At 66.9% G+C, this 17886-nt stretch carries 16 protein-coding genes; 9 read left to right on the top strand and 7 right to left on the bottom strand.

Annotated features, from left to right (window positions below):
* Nucleotides 1-86: 86 nt before the first annotated feature.
* On the bottom strand, nucleotides 87-1622 hold the full coding sequence (locus tag ACWEO2_RS35665) for an MFS transporter (RefSeq protein WP_452409384.1): 1536 nt from the start codon (nucleotides 1620-1622) through the stop codon (nucleotides 87-89).
* Nucleotides 1623-1709: 87 nt separating this feature from the next.
* Between ACWEO2_RS35665 and ACWEO2_RS35660 the strand changes: the two genes are divergently transcribed.
* The 5 genes from ACWEO2_RS35660 (at nucleotide 1710) to ACWEO2_RS35640 (ending at nucleotide 6555) form a co-directional block, all read left to right on the top strand.
* Nucleotides 1710-2255: a TetR/AcrR family transcriptional regulator gene (locus tag ACWEO2_RS35660; RefSeq protein ID WP_452409383.1), complete on the top strand. Its 546-nt coding sequence runs from the start codon at nucleotides 1710-1712 to the stop codon at nucleotides 2253-2255.
* A 63-nt stretch (nucleotides 2256-2318) separates the two neighbouring features.
* Nucleotides 2319-3191 carry a hypothetical protein gene (locus ACWEO2_RS35655; RefSeq protein WP_452409382.1) on the top strand — a complete coding sequence of 291 codons (873 nt, stop codon included), beginning with the start codon at nucleotides 2319-2321 and terminating at the stop codon, nucleotides 3189-3191.
* A complete protein-coding gene (locus ACWEO2_RS35650) occupies nucleotides 3188-4276 on the top strand; it encodes a DUF4129 domain-containing protein (RefSeq protein ID WP_452409381.1) in 1089 nt (362 codons plus the stop codon). The genes ACWEO2_RS35655 and ACWEO2_RS35650 overlap by 4 nt, the downstream gene beginning before the upstream one ends.
* Nucleotides 4252-5256: an AAA family ATPase gene (locus ACWEO2_RS35645; protein WP_452409380.1), complete on the top strand. Its 1005-nt coding sequence runs from the start codon at nucleotides 4252-4254 to the stop codon at nucleotides 5254-5256. The genes ACWEO2_RS35650 and ACWEO2_RS35645 overlap by 25 nt, the downstream gene beginning before the upstream one ends.
* A 3-nt stretch (nucleotides 5257-5259) precedes the next feature.
* Nucleotides 5260-6555, top strand: coding sequence for a DUF58 domain-containing protein (locus ACWEO2_RS35640; protein ID WP_452409379.1), 1296 nt, complete (start codon nucleotides 5260-5262; stop codon nucleotides 6553-6555).
* A gap of 130 nt (nucleotides 6556-6685) precedes the next feature.
* Here ACWEO2_RS35640 and ACWEO2_RS35635 read toward each other — a convergent pair whose 3' ends face one another.
* Nucleotides 6686-7492, bottom strand: coding sequence for an RDD family protein (locus ACWEO2_RS35635; protein WP_452409378.1), 807 nt, complete (start codon nucleotides 7490-7492; stop codon nucleotides 6686-6688).
* A 41-nt stretch (nucleotides 7493-7533) separates the two neighbouring features.
* Here ACWEO2_RS35635 and ACWEO2_RS35630 point away from each other — a divergent pair, with 41 nt between their 5' ends.
* Entirely contained in the window at nucleotides 7534-8559 is a 1026-nt protein-coding gene (locus ACWEO2_RS35630; protein ID WP_452409377.1) for a stage II sporulation protein M, read from the top strand.
* A 740-nt stretch (nucleotides 8560-9299) separates the two neighbouring features.
* Here the strand turns inward: ACWEO2_RS35630 and ACWEO2_RS35625 are convergent.
* Nucleotides 9300-11465 (bottom strand): MMPL family transporter, encoded by a 2166-nt coding sequence (locus ACWEO2_RS35625; RefSeq protein WP_452409376.1) that lies wholly within the window; start codon nucleotides 11463-11465, stop codon nucleotides 9300-9302.
* 89 nt (nucleotides 11466-11554) lie between these two features.
* Between ACWEO2_RS35625 and ACWEO2_RS35620 the strand changes: the two genes are divergently transcribed.
* Nucleotides 11555-12196 carry a TetR/AcrR family transcriptional regulator gene (locus tag ACWEO2_RS35620; protein ID WP_452409375.1) on the top strand — a complete coding sequence of 214 codons (642 nt, stop codon included), beginning with the start codon at nucleotides 11555-11557 and terminating at the stop codon, nucleotides 12194-12196.
* On the opposite strand, the gene ACWEO2_RS35615 is transcribed toward ACWEO2_RS35620, so the two are convergent.
* Nucleotides 12189-13604 (bottom strand): hypothetical protein, encoded by a 1416-nt coding sequence (locus ACWEO2_RS35615; protein ID WP_452409374.1) that lies wholly within the window; start codon nucleotides 13602-13604, stop codon nucleotides 12189-12191. The genes ACWEO2_RS35620 and ACWEO2_RS35615 overlap by 8 nt on opposite strands.
* 201 nt (nucleotides 13605-13805) lie before the next feature.
* Here ACWEO2_RS35615 and ACWEO2_RS35610 point away from each other — a divergent pair, with 201 nt between their 5' ends.
* A complete protein-coding gene (locus ACWEO2_RS35610; RefSeq protein ID WP_452409373.1) occupies nucleotides 13806-14441 on the top strand; it encodes a class I SAM-dependent methyltransferase in 636 nt (211 codons plus the stop codon).
* Between the two features lie 16 nt (nucleotides 14442-14457).
* Here the strand turns inward: ACWEO2_RS35610 and ACWEO2_RS35605 are convergent, their stop codons facing one another.
* Nucleotides 14458-15225, bottom strand: coding sequence for an SDR family NAD(P)-dependent oxidoreductase (locus ACWEO2_RS35605; RefSeq protein WP_452409372.1), 768 nt, complete (start codon nucleotides 15223-15225; stop codon nucleotides 14458-14460).
* A gap of 80 nt (nucleotides 15226-15305) precedes the next feature.
* A complete protein-coding gene (locus tag ACWEO2_RS35600; RefSeq protein ID WP_452409371.1) occupies nucleotides 15306-15674 on the bottom strand; it encodes a MerR family transcriptional regulator in 369 nt (122 codons plus the stop codon).
* A 56-nt stretch (nucleotides 15675-15730) separates the two neighbouring features.
* Between ACWEO2_RS35600 and ACWEO2_RS35595 the strand changes: the two genes are divergently transcribed.
* Nucleotides 15731-16594, top strand: a complete 864-nt coding sequence (locus ACWEO2_RS35595) for a polysaccharide deacetylase family protein (protein ID WP_452409370.1) — start codon at nucleotides 15731-15733, stop codon at nucleotides 16592-16594.
* A gap of 217 nt (nucleotides 16595-16811) precedes the next feature.
* Here ACWEO2_RS35595 and ACWEO2_RS35590 read toward each other — a convergent pair whose 3' ends face one another.
* The gene (locus tag ACWEO2_RS35590; protein WP_452409369.1) at nucleotides 16812-17717 is read right to left on the bottom strand and encodes a DMT family transporter; all 906 of its coding nucleotides are present in this window, start codon (nucleotides 17715-17717) and stop codon (nucleotides 16812-16814) included.
* Between the last annotated feature and the right edge of the window lie 169 nt (nucleotides 17718-17886).

Genomic DNA, 17886 nt, shown 5'->3' with positions numbered 1-17886 from the left:
GAATGCGATCAGGTCCCGGCCATACCAATGGTGGCAATATCGACATCCGCAGACGACGGCCCGTGCATCGATTCATTTGGCCCGAACTACATACGAGCCGTACGCAGCCGGAACGCGATCCCCGCGGCGATCAGCAGTACCACGGCCATGCCGATCGCGGCGACGTGGACACCGGAGACGAAGGCCTCGTGCGCTGAGTCCAGGAATCCATCCGTCACCGATTCCGGTAGCTGACGGGCGAATTCCGTGGCGCCGCCGAGGGATTCCGAAGCCGTGCCGATCTGGTCGCCCGGCACCTGGGACAGATCGAGTCCGCCGCGGAAAACCGCCATGGTCACGCTGCCGAGCACCGCGACACCGAGTGCGATACCGGTCTCATAGGCGGTCTCCGATACCGCGGCGGCCGCACCGGCCCGCTCCGCCGGAGCCGAGCTGACCACCAGATCCGACGAAACCGTCAGCGCCACACCGACACCCGTACCGATGCACAGGAACCCGAGGACGAACGGCACCGTACTGGTCGCCGACTCCGGACTCAGCCACAGCAACAGCACCGAACCGACCGCGGCGAGCATCAGCGCGCCGCCGAGCACCGCACCGGGACGCAGCACCCGAACCAACCACGCCGCCGCCAGTGCGGCGAACACACTGGCCGCGAGTCCGGGCAGCAGGAGCAGTCCGGCCCGCATCGGTGAATGGCCCAGTACCAGTTGGAGGTACTGCGAGCCGGAGAACAGCACACCGGCCAGCGCGAACACCGCGAGCAGGTTGGTGAGGACCGCGGTGCGGAACCTGGGCAGTGCGAACAGCTTCAGATCGATCATCGGATGTGCGAGACCGCGCTGCCTGCGCACGAACAGCACACCGGCGAGCACACCGATCGCACCGATCACCGACAGTCGCACATTGATTCCGTGCGCCGCGGATTCCTTGACCGCGTACACCACCGGCACCAGCGCCAGCATGGACAGCGCCGCGCTCGGCAGATCGAAGGGCCCCGGCCGTGGGTCGCGGGATTCCGGAATGAGCACCGGACCGACCGCGAGCAGCACCAGCATGACCGGCAGGTTCACCAGGAATACCGAACCCCACCAGTAGTGCTCGAGCAGCCAGCCGCCGAGCAGCGGACCCGCCGCCGCGCCACCACCGGCCATCGCGGCCCAGACCGAAATGGCGACGGTGCGCTGCCGCGGATCCAGGAACATCGACCGGATCAGACCCAGGGTCGCGGGCATCAGGGTCGCACCCGCGACACCTTGCAGCACGCGCGCGGCAATGAGCATTTCCGGACTCACCGACCAAGCGGCCAGCGCCGAGGCGAGTCCGAAGCCGACGGCGCCGAACAGCAGCAGTCGGCGCCGTCCGATCCGGTCGCCGAGATTGCCCATGACGACCAGCAGTCCGGCCAGAACGAACGAGTAGACGTCGATGATCCACAGCAGCTGCGGTGTGCTCGGCGCCAATTCCGCGCTGATCGCGGGCACCGCGAGGTCGAGCACGGTCGCATCGACGGCGAGCAGTAGCAGAGCGAGCGCAAGTACGGCTAGGCCCGCCCAATCACGCATGGTGGCGCGCGGCGGGACGAGCCCGGCCCCGGTGTCCTTCTCGAGCTGTGTGGTCATCGCCTTCTCGATTTCCGTCGCGGGTCTTCTTACCGTCCAGACGGTACAGGAAATCGACCTTACCGTCCAGCCGGTATAGTCACGGACGTGACGGCAAACACTCGCGACCGGATCCTGGACGCGCTCGAAACCCTGCTGCTGGAGAAGGGGATGTCCCAGGTGACCCTGGACAATGTCGCCGCGACCGCCGGGGTCTCCAAGGGCGGGCTGTTGTATCACTTCAAGAGCAAGGACGCCCTGCTCGCCGGTCTGGTGCGCCGACTCGGCGAACGCGCGGAACAACAACTCGACGCCGCCGTCGCCAAGGGCACGCCGGTCGCCGAGTGGTACCTGCAGACCCCGAATCCGGGCAATGCCGCGGACGCACTGGAACTGGCGCTGTTCCGGTCGATGGTCGCGGCCATGCGCACCATCGATGCCCATTCCGGGCCGGAGACCGATGAGGTGCAGCAGGCGCTGTCCGACATGATGGACAGCTGGTCGGACGGGCTGGACAAGGACATCGACGATCCAGTGCGGGCCGACATCATCCGGTTGGTCGGCGACGGTGTCTACTTGCGGGCTCTGCTCGGCCTGCCGCAGGTCGACCCGGCGCGCTATCGGAAGGTCGTGGACCGATTGCTCGAGCGTTGACCCGACGCAGGATCGGGACATTGCGCCCCGCCTGGCAGGTCGCCGACGGCTAGACTCGGCCGCGTGTCACCAGCCGCCGAGTCGGCCGGTGCCGTCGGGGCGGGGAACGATCCGGTGCCAGGGTCCCCTGGAACGACGGTGCCGATCCGCCCATTGAGCTTCCGCGAACTGCTGGACGAGCCGTTCGCGCTGATCCAGGCCAATATCGTGGTGCTGGCCGGTACCACCGCGATCGGGCTGGTCCTCGCAGAACTGGTGGTCGTCGGGATCACCGGCGGGATTTCCTGGCTGACCGATGGCTCCGATGCGGGCACCGCGTGGGCGGCGATCCTGGCCACCGCGGCATGTGCCTGGCTGCTGCGGTTCCTGCTGCGCGGCATGACGGTCGCCGTCGGGCTGGCGACGGTCGCCAGGTCTCCGATCGGGTGGCGCACCGCGCTCGGCCGGGTGGCTGCGGTCGCGGGTCCGCTGCTGGTGTTCCAGGTGATGTACACCATGGTCGGCGTCGGTGTACTGGTCGGCGGCAGCATTCTGATCATCACCTATCCGCTCGCGCTGATCTGGCTCGGCTATCTGCGGGCCGGACGGTTCGTCGCGGTGCCGGTCATCTTTGTCGAGCGGACTACCCACGCCGGGGCAGTCGCGCGCTCGAAACTGCTGGTCGAGGGCGCGCAGTCGTCGATAACCGGGCTGTGGCTCACCTGCCGCGCGCTGCTGGTCCTGATTGCCGTGCCGCTGCTCGGCATTCCGTGGTATCTCGCGGATTTCACCGGCACCCATCGCTGGCAGGTCATCGTGCTGCTCACCTCGGCGGCGCTATTGATCATCGCCTTTGGTGAGGTCATCGAGTCGGCGACGCGGGTGGTCTCGTATGTGGATCGCCGGTGCCGTCGCGAGGGGCTGGATATCCGGGTTCCCGGGACGGAAAAGCGATGAGCGAAGCATCGGGGAGCGGCGGTGGCCGGGCGCCGAACCGCACCGAACGCATATCGGGCGAGCCCACAGCACCGCCGCCGCCGCGTCTGGGTCCCGCGGACGATCACCGCGACGCCGCCGAGAACGCCGCGCTACACCGCGATTTCGACACCGCGCTGCGCGAGCGATTCCGCGCGCTGCTGCGCGGCCTCGAACAGCGCGGCATGCTCGAGGTGCGCCGCTCGCGGACCGCGCGGGAAACCGCGGACGATGCGACAACCGCGCTGTCGCTCGAGGCCGCGAGCGAATTACATCCGGCCGCACACAGTTTCGACGAGGTCGTCTACGGCGGCCGCCGCGCAACCGAGGACGAATACCGCCGACTCGAATACGCCGACCGCTACTCCCGCAGCGCACCACCGCCAGCACCGGAACCGGCCGAGGCGACGGTCACCGAAAAGACCAAGACCCGTCGACAACTTCCGCCGCTGCCCGATCTGCTGCGCAATCCGAAATTCTGGGCGGCGCTGCTCGCCGCCATTGCGCTGGTCGTACTGCTGTACGCCGTGTTGAATTCGTGCGCCGCACCCGCACCGCACAAGCCGACGCCGCCGGATCTGCCGCCGCCGAAACATCCCGACCACTACCCGGATGACAACCGCGACGATTCGGGCTTCGGCACTGGCAAGGACTCCATATTCGGCAGACTGCCCGTACCGCTGGCCTTCGGCGGACTCCAATTCCTCATCGCCGCCGCACTTGTGGTGTGGTGGCGGGCCCGGCGCCGTGGTGCGCTGGTCGGTGAACCGAGGCCGGTCGAGGTGGCGGCGAATGAACTGCTCGGCGGCCAGGCCGCGCTGTATCGCCGGTCGAAGGACCATGAACACGTCGCCGCCCGGCTGCGCGCCGCGACGCTGCGCCGCATCCGCCCGATGCTCGGCATCGGCGCCGATATCACACCTGATCGACTGGTCGCGACCATCGCCGAGCGCACCAGATCCGATCCGGCCATGATCGGCGCCGCACTGTACGGACCGGTGCCCGATGCGAGCACCCTGCAACTCGTTGCCACACAACTCGAATGGATAGAGGCGGAGGTCGGATGACCAGCACGGACACCAACCACATCCCCACCGCTGAGGAGGCAGGCGCAGCATTCTCCGCGCTGCGTGCCGAAATCGGCAAGGCGGTGATCGGCAACGACAGCGCGATCATGTACCTGGTGCTCGCACTGCTCTGCCGCGGCCATGTGCTGCTGGAAGGTGTACCGGGCGTGGCGAAGACGCTGCTGGTGCGGGCACTGGCGACGGCCCTCGATCTGGAACACGCCAGGGTCCAGTTCACCCCCGACCTGATGCCGGGTGATGTGACCGGTTCGCAGATCTACGACCCGCATACCACCGAATTCACCTTCCGACAGGGGCCGGTCTTCACCAATCTGCTGCTCGCCGACGAGATCAACCGCACGCCGCCGAAGACCCAATCGGCACTGCTGGAATCCATGGAGGAGCGCCAGGTTTCGGTGGACGGCAAGCCGCGGCCGCTGCCGGACCCATTCGTGGTGGTGGCCACCCAGAACCCGATCGAACAGGAGGGCACCTATCCGCTGCCGGAGGCGCAGCTGGACCGGTTCCTGTTCAAGGTCGATATCCAATTGCCCGGTCGCGATGACGAATTCCGCATTCTGCAGCGGCATGCGGGTGGCTTCGATCCGCGTGATCTGGCCGCCGCCGGTCTGCGCCCGGTCGCGGGTCCAGCGCATATCGCCGCGGCGCGGGCGGCGATCACCCGGGTCACCATCAGCCCCGAGGTGCTCGCCTACACGGTGGACATCTGCCGGGCCACCCGTAACTCCCCCGCGGTACAGCACGGGGCGTCCACCCGAGGCGCGACGGCGTTGATGGCCGCCGCACGCGCCTTCGCCTGGCTGAACGGTCGGGGCTATGTCACCCCGGACGACGTGAAATCGGTTGCGGTTGCGGCTCTTCGGCACCGCCTACACCTGCGGCCCGAGGCGGAGTTGGACGGTGTGACGACCGAGGGTGTCATGTCGTCGCTGCTGCTGTCGGTTCCGGTTCCGGTGTAGCCCGTGGTCGTCACCGGTCGGCTCGCCGCGACGGCGGCGGTGCTCGCACTGTTCGTCGGCTTCGTCCTGCCATCCTGGCTCGGCGTCGTCCTCATGACGAGTCTGCTTGCCGCCCTGGTCCTTTTCGATCTGGGCACGGTGGCCCGAGCGCGTGACCTCACGCTGACCAGGGAGCCGCTGACGGTGATCCGGCTCGGCCGCACCGCCGAGGTGGAACTCGCCGTGGTGAACAACGGCACCCGCACCGTGCGCGGGCGGCTGTGGGACGACTGGCCGGGCAGCACCCGCGCCGAAACCCGCGCGCACCGGTTGGATCTGCCGCCGAATACCCGCCTGCGCGTACACACCACGCTGACGCCGACCTACCGCGGTGACCGGGTCGCCGGTCCGGTGACGGTGCGGCTGTTCGGCCTGCTGGGCATGGCCGGATGGCAGAGCCGCCAAACCGTACCCGCTCGGGTGCGCGCACTGCCCGAATTCCGCAGCGAACGGCTGCTGCGCTCGAAAGTGAAGCGGCTGCAACATCTCGAGGGCCGCAATGTCGCGAATCTGCGGGGCCAGGGCACCGAATTCGATTCGTTCCGTGAATATGTCGCTGGCGATGACGTCCGGGCCATCGACTGGCGCGCCACCGCCCGCGCCGCCGACGTGTTGGTGCGCACCTGGCGTCCGGAGCGCAACCGGCACATGTTGATGGTGCTCGACACCGGTCGTATCAGTGCGGGCCGCGTCGGGGCGGGCACCCGCCTGGACGCGAGCATCGAGGCGGCCCTGCTGCTGGGCGGACTCGCCGCCGCCGCTGGCGATTCGGTGGACCTGCTCGCCTTCGACCGCCGGGTCCGCACCGAAGTGCGTGGTGTCGGCGGTCGCCGCCTGCAGCTGAAACTCATGCATGCCGTGGCGGGCGTGACCCCCGCACTCGTCGACACCGACAGCGCCGGCCTGGTCCGCGCGGCCATTCAGCGCACCCGCCGCCGCAGCCTGGTGGTCTGGTTCACCAGTCTCGACGGCGCCGCGGTGGAAGAGAATCTGCTCCCGGTCCTGCCGACCCTGGCCCAGCGCCACCGCGTCCTGATCGTCTCGGTCACCGACCCCGATGTCGCCGCGGCCGCCACCAACCGCGCCACCCTCGCCGACCTCTACTCCGCGGCCGCCGCCGAATCCCTACTCGCCGAACGCGCCCTGGTCCAGGAATCTTTGCGCCGCATGGGCATAGCCGTCGTTGCGGCATCCCCGGAACGCCTGCCCGAGGCCCTGGCCGATGAATACCTCGAACTCAAGCAGTCCGGCACCATGTGACCCCGCCATCGTTCGGCGGTTCGCGCGCTGCCCTGGCCTCGATGTCGATTCTGGGCCAGGGCATCATCCGAATCCGGATTGCTATCTCGCGTTCTGGTGCGGATACGGCAGGAGCTGTCTGGACGCGACGCTAGCTCGTGTGGGCGATCGGCATCGGGCGCGGGCCCGCCATCACCATCGGGGTGATGATCGGGGCGAGGGTGCGGCGCTGGCGTTCGGCGATGACCGCGCCGAGGATCTGGACCGGTGGGTAGCCGGTCGGTACCGGAATCTGCAGCCGGTCGCAGACCGCGACGAGCAGAGTGTGGCCGAGGCTCGCCTGTGCGGCGGGGCTGAGGGTGTTGACGCGAGACAGGTACTGGCGCACCGCGAGTGCTAGATCTTCCTGGATCCCGGACAGGTCCAGCTGACCGGACCAGGCGACGAGCCAGGGCGGCGCGACGGCCAGCAGCGGGAAGGGCACGCGGCGCTGGCTGTGCACGACAACCGTGCCCGCGAGCACATCGCCGACCCGGCGCGCATTCGGCGAGCACATCGAGGTGACCACGCCGACCGCACCGAACGCACCTAACATCCAGAAATCGACGATCACACCGGCCAGACCACGGGTCAGGGCATGACGGAAATCGATCGGCCCGCCGTCGCCGCGCACCACCCGCAGTCCGAGCGCCAACTTCCCGATGGTCCGTCCGCGCATGAGGGTTTCGCAGATCACCGGATAGCCGACCAGCGTCGCGACGATCGTGGTGATCATCGCCGTACTGAACCACGCGGAGTCGGCGGCGGTGAAGGCGAGTATCAGGCCGAGGCCGAACAGCAGCATGCTGCCCAGCACGACCTGCACCAGCACGTCCAGGAGGAACGCGGTGGCCCTGGTCGGGATCCGCGCGATCGGCAGCTCGAGTGCAACCGCTTCGCCGGTGGTGAATTCAGCCATGTCGATAGCATTCTTCCGACCGGCGGTATGGGAGGCAACCAATGGACGTGGACGCATACAGCTACGCACAGCGGGGGGCGTGGGATCGCCTGGACTATCTGGCCGGGCGCCGTAAGCTGACCGGTGCCGAGGCCGACGAACTGGTCGCGCTGTACCGGCGCACCTCACAGCAGTTGGCCCGCCTGCAATCGCACAGTCCGGACCCGGAACTCATCGCCGGACTCAGTGCCCTGCTGACCAAGGCGCGCGGCCGGGTGCTCGGTACCAACATCGATGCGTGGCACGAGGTCGGCCGGTTCTTCACGCACCGGTTTCCCGCAACGCTGTACCGGTCGTGGCCGTGGTGGGTGGCGGTGGCCGCGGTCTGCATCATGGTGTCCACCGGTTTGGCCGTCTGGATATCCGGATCCGGTACGGCCCGAGATGTGTTCGGCGTCACCGGTGACAACGACTGGCTCACCGCACCCGGCGGGGAATTCGAGACCTACTACTCCGAACATCCGCACGACGCGTTCGCCGCGCAGGTGTGGACCAACAATGCGTGGGTGACGGCGATGGTGCTGTTCACCGGCGTGCTGATCCTGCCAGCGGTGTATCTGCTGTTCGGCAACGCGCTGAATATGGCCTTGACCGGCGGCCTGATGGCCGATGCCGGTCGGCTCGACGCGTTCTTCGGGTTCATCCTGCCGCACGGCACGCTGGAACTGACCGCGGTCTTCGTCGCGGGCGGTGTCGGACTGAAACTGGGCTGGACGCTGATCGATCCGGGTCGGTCGAGTCGGTTGGAGGCGGTGGCGCGTCAGGGCCGGGCCACCGCGACGGTGGCGCTGGGCCTGGTCGCGGTGCTGCTGGTCTGCGGTCTGCTCGAAGGTTTCGTGACGCCGAGTGCGCTACCCGTACCGGTGAAGGTTGGCATCGGATTCGTCGCGGAGGCACTGTTTCTCGGCTACGTCTTCGTGGTCGGTCGCCGGGCCGCGCTGGAACAGGACGCCCGGGCCGCGGCCGAATTGGGTTTGCCCGGTGCCGATGTCGCGGAACTCTGGCAGACAACGCCGAGCACACGATGAGTGAAATGGGTCCGGGCAATCGGTAGCAACGCTACGTTCCGGACGAGATTCGAACTCCCCCAATTGAGTTCCGCTGGCCGCAGCGAGTCCAGCTCAGCTGCGGCCAGCGTTACCGTCAACTCTACACAATCGTTATCCCGATGCAACCCTCCCCGCCGAGGTCAAGCGTATAAAGCAGCACCCCAGCAAACCCATGTGGGCACATGGTTTTTCATACATCCAGCAAACTTTTGGCAGTGATCTGGATCACCCAAACCGGGGATCGCGCAGGGCCTCCGGGGCGCGATACCAGATCACGATAAGGAAACCTACGGTTAGCGACAAACATTCTTCGAACGATTAGCTGGATAGCAAACATAGATCACCCAATGTTCAGCGAACACGGCCACGACCTGCGGATTCTTTGGTCGATAATTGCGTTAACTGACCGTTGGATGAACTAAAAGCGACCTCAGGTTTGTTTACCGGGTAATTAACGTGATCCATACCTAGTCGCAACGCTTCAAGATGGACTTACATCCGGTCAAGATCATGATTAACCAGCTGGGGAGATGTGGTTGCCCGACGACTGGATCGGGCCATGGTCAGCACCTCGACCGCAACCACAATGGGTTCTGTGATCTCCGCCACCCTTGCTGTCCAACCTCGCGGAATCGAGCGAAAACGATGTTGCGGCAGGCGATCACCACGCATTGAGGCGGCCCCGCATTTCCCATGCGGGGCCGCCTCGCGAGCCGAACTCAGGCTTCGGCCAGACCGATCCGACGGTGTACCAACTGCAATGGCTTGGGCGCGTACCAGGCCGCCCGGCCGAGCAGTCGCATCGCCACCGGGACCAGCACGCCGCGCACCAGCGTCGCGTCGATCAAAATCGCCAAACCCGCACCGAGCCCGAAGAATTGGATGAACCGGACATCACTGCTGGTGAAGGCAAGGAAGCTGATCGAAATCAGCGCCGCGGCGGTGGTCACCAAGCGTCCGGTCCGAGCCAGCCCCTCGATGACAGCCTCCTTCGTGGACACCCCGCGATCGTGCAATTCCTTGATCCGGCTGATCACGAAGACCTCGTAGTCCATCGACAGACCGAAGGTGATGCAAAACAGCAGCAGCAACATCGAGACATCCAGCGGCGCCGGGGTGAAACCGATCACTCCGGACAGGTGTCCCTGCTGGAAGATGAACACCATCAGCCCGAGTGTGGCGGCCAGGCTCAGCACATTCGACAGCAGTGCGCGCAGCGGCTGTACGACGCTGCCGGTGAACAGGAACAGCAGCGCGAAGGTGGTGAGCACGATCCACCCGATCGCGATCGGCAGTTTCGCGCCGATCGATGCCAGGCTGTCGCGCAGTTCGGCAACCTGACCACCGACCAAGGCACTCGCACCACCCGGACCGGGCACCGCGCGCACCCGATCGACCAGATCGCGGGCGGCCGAGGAGTTGCGGTCCAGATCGGTCAGCACCGTCAGCCGCTGCGCGTCCGGACGGGCGAATCGGGCATCGGCGGGTGTGCTGGCCGCCAGCTCGCCGTGTGCGAAAGTGCCTGCGCTCGAATCGACCTGGGTGACGTGCTCGACCCGCGACAGTGTGCGCGCGTAGTCCGCGAGCGGGCCCGCGGCGACACCGGTCTCGGTGATGACCGACAGCGCGTTGACATCGCCGCCGCCGAAGTCCGTGCGCATCGCGTCGCCGACCTGACGCACCTCGGTACTCGTCGGCAGCACCCGATCGTCGGGCGTGCCGAACTGCACATGCAGCAGCGGCGTGGCCGCGAGCAGCAGCACCGCCACCACCGGCACACCGGCCAGCAGCGGCCTGCGCATCGCGAATCCGGCAACTCCGGCCCAGAACGGGGTGGCGTCACCGCGGATCCCGCGGACGCCGGGCACCCGCCACGCATCGGTTCGCGTACCGAGCACGGTGAGCAGTGCGGGCAAGACCACCACCGCCGCCGAGGCCGCGATGGCGACAACGCCGATGCCGCCGTAGGCGAACGAGCGCAGGAAGTACTGCGGGAAGATCACCAGCGCCGACAGCGCGGCGACAACCGTGGCCGCACTGAAGGCGATGGTCCGTCCGGCCGTGGATACCGCCGAGATCACCGCATCGGCCGGTTCGGCACCGGCCGCACGGCGCTCGCGGAATCGGCTCACCATCAGCAGCCCGTAGTCCACCGCGAGACCGAGCCCGAGCCCGGTGGTCAGATTCACCGCATAGATCGACACATCGGTGACCGAACCGAGAATCGAGAGTTCGGTGAAGGTGCCGAGAATGGCGATTCCACCCACGACCTGGGTGAGCAACGCCGCGACCACATTGCCGAAGGCCAGCACCAGCAGCCCCAGAATCAATGGCACTGCAACGGCTTCCGCGAGGCCGAGATCCTTGCCGATCTGATGGGTGATCGAGTGGAAGATCGCGGTGCCGCCGCCGACCTTGATCTGCGCGATCGGACCATCGGCGCGGTAGGCGTCGACGATCGCGGCGGCGGACTTCTCCTTATCGGTGGTCTTCTTATCGACGTTGCCCGCCAGGACCACGGCGGCGGTGCCATCCGATGAGCGCATGGCCGGGGATCCGGTATCCCAGTACGAGACGACATTGATGAGCCGCTGATCGGCCGCGAGTCGCCCGGCCAGTTCGCGGCCGACGGCGGCGACCGCATCGCCGTCGACCGTCCCCTGCTTCGCCTCGACCAGGAAGACGTAGTCGGTGTCGGCGCCGAACTTATCGGCCAGTTGCGCTACCGCGGCACTGGATTGGGAACTGGGATCCTCCTGGCCACCGGGCTGCATCTTGCTGAAGGCGGTCGCGCCGACCACACCGCCCGCGACGAGGGCGAGCGCGCCTACGACCAGAATCCAGCGCGCGTGGTCGACGACTAATCTGCCGAGTTTTTCGAACATATCCTGTCTCCGATCGTGCATGTTGTCATGCGTAAACTTTATGGGTGTTAACTTGCCATGAGATGTGTGCGGGTGTCAACATCGATGTGATGACAGATTCGGAAGTAGCCATGAAGCGCGCCGCCCGGACCGGCCCGTACCACCACGGCGACCTGCGCAATGCCCTGGTGCGCGCCGCCGCCGAGCTCGCGGAAACCGGCGGTCCCGAAGCGGTGACCGTGCGCGCCGCCGCCCGCCACGTCGGTGTCACGCCGACCGCGGCCTATCGGCACTTCACCAATCACGAGGAATTGCTCGATGCGGCGCAGGAACAGGCCCAGCGGACGCTGTTCGGCGCAATGGCCGAGACGATGGCCGGTCTCGAGCCGCAAGCGCATCCGATCACCCGACTGGGAGCGGTCGGCCGGGGCTACATAACCTTCGCACTGCGCGAGCCGGGCCTGTTCCGCACCGCCTTCTGCGGCGACCAGCAGACACCGTCTCCGGCCTTCGAACTGCTCGCCGGAGTCCTCGACGAACTCGTCGCCGTCGGATTCCTCGATCCCGCCGACCGGCCGGACGCCGAATACGCCGCCTGGTCATCGGTGCACGGCATGGCCTCGCTCATTATCGATGGCGTACTCGACGACCTCGACGACGCGGGCAAGGACCAGGCGATACGGCGCACCCTCGCGGTCATCGAGCGGGGTCTGGCCACCGGGCCGAAGGCCGGTGACCCGCGCGTCAGCTGATGCGCAGGATTCCGGTGACCGTGCCCTGCAGAATCTTGCGGTCGTGGGTGATCAACGGTGAGGTCTGCAGCGGGTCGTCGACAATGGTTCCGGCCAACGGCCGATTCGACAGCACCGCGCCGGTATCCGGATTCACGACGGTGAACACGTAGCCGTCGAGCGGGGTGGTGCTGTCGAGACCGACGCGCGTCACGGTGTAGAGCAAGCCGTCGGCGGTGGACAGATGCGGGACGGCCGCGCTGCGAACGGTGTTGTCCCACACCGTGGTGCAGCCGGTGTCGTCGACATCGACCCTGGTCATACCCCCGACGAATGGTGCGGAGGCCGGGACGGCCGGACCCGCGCCCTCGGGGACGGTCGGGTACGGATAGCCGTAGGTGCTGGCGACGAAGATGGAGTGCCCGATACCGACGGGCGAATTCTCGCTACCCGCGCCGCCACGGGTGAGCACCGGTTGCGAGCACACCAATTGCCCACTGCCGGAACGGAAGACCAAGGCGTGGACCTGTCCGTCGGCATTGTCGACGATGGTCAGATATTCGGCGCCGGAGTTCGGCCCGAAATAGGTCGGCGTGGAGCCGGTGCCCCAGCTGAGCTGTCCCGGTTTGCGTGCCGACCCGCGATCGTAGGCGGCCCGCCACAGTATCTCCGGCCGTCCGGCCGCATCCGCGTGCAGTTCGTAGAGCGCGTGCGTGGTGGCGACCGCGACCCGGCCACTCGGTGCCGATGAAATGCTGTTGGCCACCGACTCACCCGCGGGCAGTGCGATGGCGGCCGCCGCACCCGCGGGCGTCACCAGCCCGACGACACTCTTGCCGGTGGCGAACCAGACATTGCCGGACCAGTCCGGCACCAATCCGGTCACGTTGTCGCCCTCCGGAATCACCGAGCCGAGATCGGTGGACGAGGCGATCGACAACCGCCACTTGCCCGCCGCGTCGCGCGCGTGGCCGACCCGGAGCAGGGTGCGGTTGCCGTCCACGATGACCAGGCGGTCGGCATTGTCGAGGTACGCGTAGACGCCGCCGAGCAGACTGCCCTTGGCGATCTCCAGCGAGGCAAGCGGCGTGCCGACCGGACCGCCGAAGGACGGATCGAGCAGATGGATGGTCGGGGTCTGGCCGATGACGGGTGTACACAGCGCGACAACCAGGTTGTCCGAACCCTGCAGCAGGGTCGGACATGCCGACGCCAACGGGTATGCGGCCACCGAAATCCCGCCGGTACCGGGCCCGGCCAGGGGCGTCGCATCCGAGGATCCGGCGTCACCGTGCATGGTCGCGGTCCCGAGCGGGCCGAGATACGGATTGGGCGGCGCCAGCGGACCCCAGGATCCCGCCGCATCGGCCGTGCCGGCCGGGGCGAGTGCCAGAACCGCGGCGGCGAGCAGAGCCAACGGTGCGCGCATCGGGCCAGTCTGCTCCCCCGCCTCTCCGCGCCTCTTGCTGATCCTCGAGAACCGCGCCCCTGCCGTCGCGGACCGGCGGTGGTGTGTAGGTCGAGTTCTGGACGTACCCGACGAGTTACCCAAGTTCATACGAAATCAGCGGTCCATTCGGTCTGTCTTGTCATATCCGATTCGCCAATGCCGGTCGATACGATGACCGCCATGAGTATTCGGGACCGTGTCCTGTCCACGATTGCGGGTCAGCTCGGCAACCCACACGGGACGCTCGGCAAGGGCTTCGCCTTCATCCTCAATCGCGGTAACCATCGCGCCATCGCGGGTGCGGTGGCGGCGGCCGGAATCACCTCCGGCGCGACGGTCGCCGATATCGGATTCGGCGGCGGCGCAGGGCTTTCCATGCTGCTCGAGCGCGTCGGCGCCAATGGCACGGTGCACGGTTTCGAGATCTCCCCGGACATGCTGGCCCGGGCGCGGGCCGAGTTCGCCAGCGAAATAGATTCGGGCCGAATGCGACTCGCGGATGGTCCGATGACCGCACTGCCGCTGCCCGACAATGCACTCGATGCCGCCATCACCGTGAACACCATCTACTTCGTGCCGGACCTGGATGCCGCCTGTCGGGAACTCGTGCGCGTAATCGGTTCCGGCGGCAGCCTGGTCGTCGGCATCGGCGATCCGGATGCGATGGCGAAAATGCCGTTCACCGCATACGGTTTCACGCTGCGGCCGGTGGCCGAGGTGATCGCCGCACTGGAACGCGCTGGCTGCACCGTCGACCATCAGCGGCTGGCCGGTCCGCCGATTCCACATCACCTGCTCGTCGCCCGACCCGCCTGACCACCGCCCGTCCCGACTACATCAGGGCGCCGCCGTCGATGCGGATCTCGGTACCGGTCATGTACCGACCGTCATCGGAGGCGACCATCGCGACCACACCCGCAATATCTTCCGGACTGCCCAGCGCGCCGCCATTGAGCCAGCCGGTCATCCGGGAGAACAGCTGCGGATCGAAGCCCTCCGGCTGATCGCGAATCGATTTGGTAGTGATCCCACTGGTGATGCCCGCGGGCACGATATTCACCGCGCGCAGGCCCTGTTTGGCGTATTCCAACGCGATGGCGTGGGTGAAGGCGTTGACCCCGCCCTTCGATGCCGCATAGGCCGCGAGGTAGGGCGCTGCGCTGAAGGCCGCGGTCGAGGACAGGTTCACCACGACGCCGTGTCCGGACTCCAATAGCGCGGGCAGCGCACTCTGGGTCATCAGGAAGGTGCCGGTGAGGTTGACCGTGATCACCTGGTTCCACACCTCGAGCGGCATATCCTCGGTGCGCGCCGGACGCAGGATGCCCGCCGCATTGACCAGCACATCCAGGCCACCGAGGAATTCGGCCGCCGCGCCCGTCGCGGCGCGCACCGATTCGATATCGGCGACATTCACCTCGACGGTCCGCAGCCGATCGGCCGCGTCACCTGCCTTCGCCGCGGTGGTCTCCAGTCCGGCCGCATCGATGTCGGCGGCGACCAATGCCGCCCCCTCGTCGAGTAGCCGCAGGGCAATGCCCTGCCCGATGCCCGATCCCGCTCCGGTGACCAATACCCGGCGACCCTCATATCTGCGCATGCCAAAAGTTAGAACAGGTTCTCATTGAGAGTCAACAGGTTCGCCGGGTCCTTGGAACGGTAACGCCGCTCGAGCCGCGATCAGGACGTGGCGTTTTCCCTGACGGCCTCGAGGTACTCGGCGATGGCGTCGCGGTTGCGCGACAGGCAGCGGATGCGGTCGCTCATGCGGTCACGTTCGCGCTCCAGGGTGGCCAGCATTTCCGGGGTCGCGTCCGGGAAGTAGATGGTGCGTGGTTTGTCCAGGCAGGGCAGGATCTGTTTGATGATGCGGGTCGGCAGGCCGGCGTCGAGCAGGCCGCGGATCTGCAGGATCCGGTCGACGAAGCGGTCGTCATAGGTGCGATAGCCGTTGGCGCAGCGGTCGGCGACAATCAGCTCCTGTTCCTCGTAGTAGCGCAGCAGCCGCCGCGAGGTGCCGGTGCGCTCCGACAGCTCTCCGATTCGCATGGGCTCCACCTCGCATTTGACCTTCACATGTATGTGAGGGTTCCAGCATAGGCGGCATGGACAACACACTCTTCGACTACAGCCCGATCGTCGACCGCACGCCCATCCACTGGCCGGGTGCTGCCCGCGTCGCGTTCTACGTTGGGCTCAATATCGAGCATTACCAGGTCGACCGGCCCTCGACCAGCATCTTCCCCGGCACCGCGGCCCTCGCGCCGGATCCGCTGAACTATGGCTGGCGTGACTACGGCCCCCGGGTGGGCATCTGGCGGGTGATGCAGGCACTGGACAAGTACGGTATCCGCGCCAGTGCCCTGCTCAACTCCGATGTCGCCCAGCACAATCCGCAGATCATCGCGGCCGGGCGGGACCGGAACTGGACCTGGTTGGCGCACGGTAAGAACAACTCGATCTTCCAGGCCGATATGTCGATCGATGACGAGCGTGCCTGCCTGACCGATATCGTCGAAACCATCGAACGCGCGACCGGCCGCCGCCCCCGCGGCTGGATGGGCCCCGCACTCACCGAAACCTTCAACACCGCGGCACTGCTCGCCGAACTCGGCCTCGACTACGTCCTGGACTGGACCAATGACGACCAGCCGTATCGGCTCAATGTTCCCGGCGTGCTGAGTGTTCCGTACTCGGTCGAACTCAATGACAACAGCCTCTTCCTCGGAACCGGTTTGCGCGGCGCGGATTTCGTCCAGATCGTCAAGGACCAACTGGACCGGCTCTACGAGGACTCCGCCGACAGCGGCCGCGTTATGGCCTTGGCCCTGCATCCCTTCGTCATCGGCCAGGCCTTCCGCATCAAATATCTGGAGCAGGCACTGGACCATGTGGCGAACCATCCGGGCGTATGGCTCACCACCAGCGATGAGATCGCCCAGCACTACGCAACCGGCTCGATGTCCTGATCTATCACCGGATTCGGATGTAACCCAGCACCGAATGGCGTCCGACTCAGGCGGCCCGGCAGTACCGTCACGGGCCGAACACGATGCCCCGGGTTCCCATGGCGAGATCCGGGACCGTTGATGCCGTGAATTCTGTTGTCGCCCAAGACGGCGCGCCGGAGTCGGTCTCCCCGCCCTCGTCGATCGAGCAGCCAGGGCCGGAGACCTTCGCGAAGCTCTACACCGTCGCGCCGGTTTGCGGCTGAACGCTGGTGTGCACCAGCGCCGCGGTTAGGAACGCCGCGCCTGCCAACCCGGTCGGCGTCAATCGTTCACCGAGTATCGCCACGGCCAATACCGTGCCGGCAAGCGGCTCGAGCAGGGCCAATACCGCGGCCGTGCCAGCACTGGCCCGGGACAGCCCGCGGAAGTACAGGGTGTACGCCAATGCGGTGGGTAACCCGAGCGCAGCGATCAGGGCGATGCTGTGCGCAGTCGGAACGAATGCGAACCCGGATATCGCCGCGGCCGGTGTCAGCAGCACTGCACCGCCGGTAATGCCGAAACCCGTTGTGGTCATTACGTCGAGTCCGGGCACCGGGCGGGCACTGATCACCGTGATCGTCGCGAAGGCACAGGCAGATACCAATGCCATTGCCGTACCTGCGAATATCCCGCCCGCATCCGCGCGGTCCGGCGGCGCGCCGACCAGCAGGATCAACCCGAACAGTGCGATCGCGATAGTCGCGGCACGGCGACGATCCAGGACGCGCCTGCCGGTCAGCTGTTCCAACAGCGCGACGACCACGGGTGACATCCCGATGGTGATCAGGGTCGCCAGACTCACCGACGATGCCGCGACGGCACCGAAAAAGCTCGCCTGGACAGTCGCGGAAAGCACCGCGATCACACCGATCCTGCGCCAGGCCACGACGTCTCGCGGCCAAGGCCGTCGGGTCACGATGAGCACCGCGACCAGCAACAGCCCGCCGACGGCGAGCCGACACGTGGCGATGGAGACCGGCGAAAGGCCGGTGGCGCGTTGCAAGAGGCTGCCGAGCAGCCCGCCGGTGCCCGCTAAGAGTCCGGCGCCGACAAGGCAGGCGAGCCCGGACCGGCTGGCGGTAGAGACAGATGTGGACATGAAGAGTTCGCGCTCCTGCGACAGAAGAGGATTGAGGTCGCGGAAGCGAGGTGCACAACCAATGCCCGAGCGGCGCACGCACTTACGAGGTGGTGCGCGGTCCTACACCCCGCTCAAACGGCGGGCGGCGGGGTGATCGGTACGTATCGGTGCATAGGCCCGATATTAA

Source organism: Nocardia sp. NPDC004278, from assembly GCF_053602975.1.
This window is presented reverse-complemented; position numbering and strand designations above follow the sequence as displayed.

Bases quoted from the DNA above. Each gene is read 5' to 3' on its own strand.
- ACWEO2_RS35665 (WP_452409384.1), bottom strand. From the start codon at position 1,622: ATGACCACACAGCTCGAGAAGGACACCGGGGCCGGGCTCGTCCCGCCG.
- ACWEO2_RS35650 (WP_452409381.1), top strand. From the start codon at position 3,188: ATGAGCGAAGCATCGGGGAGCGGCGGTGGCCGGGCGCCGAACCGCACC.
- ACWEO2_RS35645 (WP_452409380.1), top strand. From the start codon at position 4,252: ATGGATAGAGGCGGAGGTCGGATGACCAGCACGGACACCAACCACATC.
- ACWEO2_RS35635 (WP_452409378.1), bottom strand. From the start codon at position 7,492: ATGGCTGAATTCACCACCGGCGAAGCGGTTGCACTCGAGCTGCCGATC.
- ACWEO2_RS35630 (WP_452409377.1), top strand. From the start codon at position 7,534: ATGGACGTGGACGCATACAGCTACGCACAGCGGGGGGCGTGGGATCGC.
- ACWEO2_RS35625 (WP_452409376.1), bottom strand. From the start codon at position 11,465: ATGTTCGAAAAACTCGGCAGATTAGTCGTCGACCACGCGCGCTGGATT.
- ACWEO2_RS35620 (WP_452409375.1), top strand. From the start codon at position 11,555: ATGACAGATTCGGAAGTAGCCATGAAGCGCGCCGCCCGGACCGGCCCG.
- ACWEO2_RS35615 (WP_452409374.1), bottom strand. From the start codon at position 13,604: ATGCGCGCACCGTTGGCTCTGCTCGCCGCCGCGGTTCTGGCACTCGCC.
- ACWEO2_RS35610 (WP_452409373.1), top strand. From the start codon at position 13,806: ATGAGTATTCGGGACCGTGTCCTGTCCACGATTGCGGGTCAGCTCGGC.
- ACWEO2_RS35605 (WP_452409372.1), bottom strand. From the start codon at position 15,225: ATGCGCAGATATGAGGGTCGCCGGGTATTGGTCACCGGAGCGGGATCG.
- ACWEO2_RS35600 (WP_452409371.1), bottom strand. From the start codon at position 15,674: ATGCGAATCGGAGAGCTGTCGGAGCGCACCGGCACCTCGCGGCGGCTG.
- ACWEO2_RS35595 (WP_452409370.1), top strand. From the start codon at position 15,731: ATGGACAACACACTCTTCGACTACAGCCCGATCGTCGACCGCACGCCC.
- ACWEO2_RS35590 (WP_452409369.1), bottom strand. From the start codon at position 17,717: ATGTCCACATCTGTCTCTACCGCCAGCCGGTCCGGGCTCGCCTGCCTT.